The organism is Acinetobacter sp. 1294243, from assembly GCF_000588015.1.
GTDB classification, from domain to species: Bacteria; Pseudomonadota; Gammaproteobacteria; order Pseudomonadales; family Moraxellaceae; genus Acinetobacter; species Acinetobacter pittii.
Genome location: NZ_JFXG01000037.1, coordinates 1 through 4498, shown reverse-complemented (window position 1 = coordinate 4498; position 4498 = coordinate 1). Strand labels below are relative to the sequence as shown.

Below are 4498 nucleotides of genomic sequence, written 5' to 3'. Positions count from 1 at the left end.
TATTGCGTTTATTTTGTTGTTCTAGTTCTTCATGCTGCTGTTGAATATGGGCTAATACAGAACCCAAACGTTTATTTTCAACAATCTCTCGCTGGTTGAGCTGACTTAATTTATCGAAGATGCTGTAATTGATTTTTCTTCCCTGATATTCAATCGCGACTGTACTATTCGGGTATTCCAGAAACTCAAGATACTTGCCAATCAATCTTTGGTTTTCTTCCGTTTTTTCCAAGAGATATACGCACTTATCATAAGTGATCGTCAGGCTATTCGTGACTCTGCGGGGTTCACGCCAGGTAAAAAAATCATCTAATTCTTCGGCTGTTTCAGTGACAGTCCGGTGTAGATCCTTGGGATTAAAGGCCATCTTGGCAAACTTCTGATTGAACTGCTCAATGAAGCAGGGTAGCCAGGCATTGGCTTCGGCAATCGAACTGATGCCTTCCAGACGCATTTCTTTGATCAGACGGTCCTGAAGCGTTCTATTGGCTCGTTCTACACGGCCTTTGGCCTGTGGTGAATTAGCGAAGATAATATCGATATTCAGGGTGCTGAGTACGCGCCCAAACTGGGTAATCTTGGTGTCTTTCTTACTGCTTTGATTCACCCTGAAGACTGAATGTTTATCGCTGTAGAAGGCTAAAGGCTTACCATGCTGCTCAACATACAAACGTGTTGAAATCATATAGTCAAAGGTTGATTCTGACTTACAGAAGCGTAAATGCTGTAATTTGCCTGTGGCATCATCGATAAATACCAGCAGACAGCATTTAGGGGCTCGACCTTCAAACCAGTCATGGTGTGAGCCATCGATTTGGATCAGTTCACCATAACAGTCCCGGTTATAACGAGGCTGATACGGGCGTTTCAGACGCTTGGCACGAGGAGTCCATAAATCGGCTGCAATCATCCAGGAACGCAGTGTTTCCACTGAAATATCAAAGCCATGAACGGTGGTGAGCTTTTCATGCGCTAAAGTGGGTCCGAAACCATGCAGTTGATCAGAAACAATATTGAGGCACTTGAGTCTGAGCTCTTCAGGAAGCCTGGAATTGCTGATTTGACCACGACCGGCATGGGCTAATGCAGCTGGGCCTTGAGCTTTGTATTTTTGCAATAAACGCCTGATCTGACGCTCTGAAATATGAAGTAGCTGAGCAGCTTGGGACTGGGTTATGCGTTGATCACAGATTTCCTGCAAGACCGACAATCGTTTAAGTTCTTTATCCGACATAGACACCAACATATCAAACCGTCCGCTAAGGAAATTGCAAAAGTGCATATTCTAAAAGCGGACATTTTTACTTTGGAGAAACCGGACATTTCTATTTTGGGCTTACAAACGCATTTCGTATAAGGCGTATTATGTTAATTTTAGAAAAGCTTAAAATCTAATTTTCAGAATTATCCCACCAACTTTGAGCTAAATCAGGATTCTTAGGGACACCGATACCATCACGATACATAATGGAAAGACTTCGCATTGCTTGCTTACTACCTAACTTTGCAGCCTTTTCACGAAGTTCTAAAGCTTTATTAATATTAATTTCTATTCCGCTATCTGCACGAGTATATAGTTCAGCTAACTCAACCATTGATTCAGAATGACCATTTTCTGCGGCTTTTTGAAACCACTTAAAAGCTTTTTGAAAATGTTCTAACGAATCGTTCTTGTCATCTTCTTCCATTAATTTAGCATAAGTAACATATCCATCAGCTAACCAAAACATTGCTGCTACATTTCCATTTTCAGCTGATTTAATAGCCCACAGTTCAGCTTGATTTTCATCTGAATCAATACCATTACCATATAAATAAATCTCAGCTAATTCTAACTGGGCAACAGTATCTCCACTTTCAGCTTTCCTTAATAAATCATTAGAAAAAACAGGTTCTGCAAATGTTTCCATTGAAAGAAAAACTCCTAAAGCCATAAAAATATTTGTTAATTTATTCAATTTTTAACCTTAAAACTAAAGTGTTAGGTTTGTATATTTTTTATGCTACACCTAAAAGAAAACTCTAAAATTAGAGTAAATTTTTAGTCTATTTAACATAATGGACGTATACAAAACTATAGAAGGACTAAGATATTTCGTAATATTTTATCTAATATCTTGTCAGGCTTTTTTATTGCGTTGGAATCATCTATAACGTTAAGACTACCTTAAATATTAAAATGTATGATCCATATAGATTATCCAGTAATTATCCTATTTACAGCCTTGATGTATTGGCCAGTAACATTAATTGTTTTAGCTACTTTAATTGCTATTAGTTATTCCTATCGAGAACACTCAATTGCTAAATATTTGATGTTTTTTTTTATAGCTGTTTTGATCATTCTTTCAGGTGCAGCATTATACATAGCGCTCCTTCTTTGATTGAAATTAAGCCAAATTTATTGGCGAAAGATGACAACTGTGATCAAAAAAGCCGACATGTTTCTAAGTCGGCTTTTGGTTGTTTTTTAGGGTGGTCGAAATCCTTTAACTACATGAAAAAACAGTGGTTTTATAAAACGTATTTCCGATGATGCCCATTATGTTAATTTTAGTAAAAGTTAAGGATTTTTAAGAGTTTAATAAATGAATAGTGTTCATGAAATTATAGAAAAAATTCATAATGAATGGGAGATTGAGCCTAAGAAAGCTATTCATAGAGGTATGGAATGTCCCTTTCCTTTACATTGTTCATTGAATCTAAAAAGCAAAATTTACCCACAAATACCCCAAGTACTTTTACCAAAAGCATTAAAGGATTTTTATACAGTCTCTAATGGTGCAGATCTATTTAAAGATCAAGAATACGGACAATGGGGCTTAAAATTATATTCTATTGAGGAGGTAACTTTTGCTTCAAAAATTTATAAAAGTAATCGAAAGAATGATGCTCTTCAAAGTGACTTAATTATTGGAGAATTTTATGGAGATTCAGACTTATTGTTAGTTCGATGTGATCCTAATAGTGATGATTACGGCTCTATTTTGGTTGTCTTACCTGTAGATCAACGACAAGATTGGTATATTATTGCCAATACTTTTGAAGAGTTCATTAACAAATTTTATGAATCTCAGGGTGATAAATTCTGGGAACATTAAAGTATATGTCGGATATTAGCCCCATTTAACATAATGGGCGTTATCCGAAATGAACATGTAAGCCCAAAATAGAAATGTCCGGTTTCTCCAAAGTAAAAATGTCCGCTTTTAGAATATGCACTTTTGCAATTTCCTTAGCGGACGGTTTGATATGTTGGTGTCTATGTCGGATAAAGAACTTAAACGATTGTCGGTCTTGCAGGAAATCTGTGATCAACGCATAACCCAGTCCCAAGCTGCTCAGCTACTTCATATTTCAGAGCGTCAGATCAGGCGTTTATTGCAAAAATACAAAGCTCAAGGCCCAGCTGCATTAGCCCATGCCGGTCGTGGTCAAATCAGCAATTCCAGGCTTCCTGAAGAGCTCAGACTCAAGTGCCTCAATATTGTTTCTGATCAACTGCATGGTTTCGGACCCACTTTAGCGCATGAAAAGCTCACCACCGTTCATGGCTTTGATATTTCAGTGGAAACACTGCGTTCCTGGATGATTGCAGCCGATTTATGGACTCCTCGTGCCAAGCGTCTGAAACGCCCGTATCAGCCTCGTTATAACCGGGACTGTTATGGTGAACTGATCCAAATCGATGGCTCACACCATGACTGGTTTGAAGGTCGAGCCCCTAAATGCTGTCTGCTGGTATTTATCGATGATGCCACAGGCAAATTACAGCATTTACGCTTCTGTAAGTCAGAATCAACCTTTGACTATATGATTTCAACACGTTTGTATGTTGAGCAGCATGGTAAGCCTTTAGCCTTCTACAGCGATAAACATTCAGTCTTCAGGGTGAATCAAAGCAGTAAGAAAGACACCAAGATTACCCAGTTTGGGCGCGTACTCAGCACCCTGAATATCGATATTATCTTCGCTAATTCACCACAGGCCAAAGGCCGTGTAGAACGAGCCAATAGAACGCTTCAGGACCGTCTGATCAAAGAAATGCGTCTGGAAGGCATCAGTTCGATTGCCGAAGCCAATGCCTGGCTACCCTGCTTCATTGAGCAGTTCAATCAGAAGTTTGCCAAGATGGCCTTTAATCCCAAGGATCTACACCGGACTGTCACTGAAACAGCCGAAGAATTAGATGATTTTTTTACCTGGCGTGAACCCCGCAGAGTCACGAATAGCCTGACGATCACTTATGATAAGTGCGTATATCTCTTGGAAAAAACGGAAGAAAACCAAAGATTGATTGGCAAGTATCTTGAGTTTCTGGAATACCCGAATAGTACAGTCGCGATTGAATATCAGGGAAGAAAAATCAATTACAGCATCTTCGATAAATTAAGTCAGCTCAACCAGCGAGAGATTGTTGAAAATAAACGTTTGGGTTCTGTATTAGCCCATATTCAACAGCAGCATGAAGAACTAGAACAACAAAATAAACGCAATA

Annotated in this window: 4 protein-coding genes; 2 read left to right on the top strand and 2 right to left on the bottom strand. The window is 38.7% G+C overall.

Annotated elements, in window-relative coordinates; translation table 11 throughout:
- Window positions 1-1234: ISNCY family transposase (locus J655_RS23875; protein ID WP_032053402.1), on the bottom strand; the 1234-nt coding region annotated here is incomplete at its 3' end.
- 157 nt (window positions 1235-1391) lie between these two features.
- A complete protein-coding gene (locus tag J655_RS23870) occupies window positions 1392-1910 on the bottom strand; it encodes a tetratricopeptide repeat protein (RefSeq protein ID WP_000447197.1) in 519 nt (172 codons plus the stop codon).
- A gap of 678 nt (window positions 1911-2588) precedes the next feature.
- On the opposite strand from J655_RS23870, the gene J655_RS23865 reads away from it, so the two are divergent.
- Together J655_RS23865 and J655_RS23860 are read left to right on the top strand one after the other, a co-directional pair.
- Window positions 2589-3101 (top strand): SMI1/KNR4 family protein, encoded by a 513-nt coding sequence (locus J655_RS23865; RefSeq protein WP_001089571.1) that lies wholly within the window; start codon window positions 2589-2591, stop codon window positions 3099-3101.
- A gap of 163 nt (window positions 3102-3264) precedes the next feature.
- A partial coding sequence (locus J655_RS23860; RefSeq protein WP_032053402.1) for an ISNCY family transposase occupies window positions 3265-4498 on the top strand: 1234 nt, incomplete at its 3' end.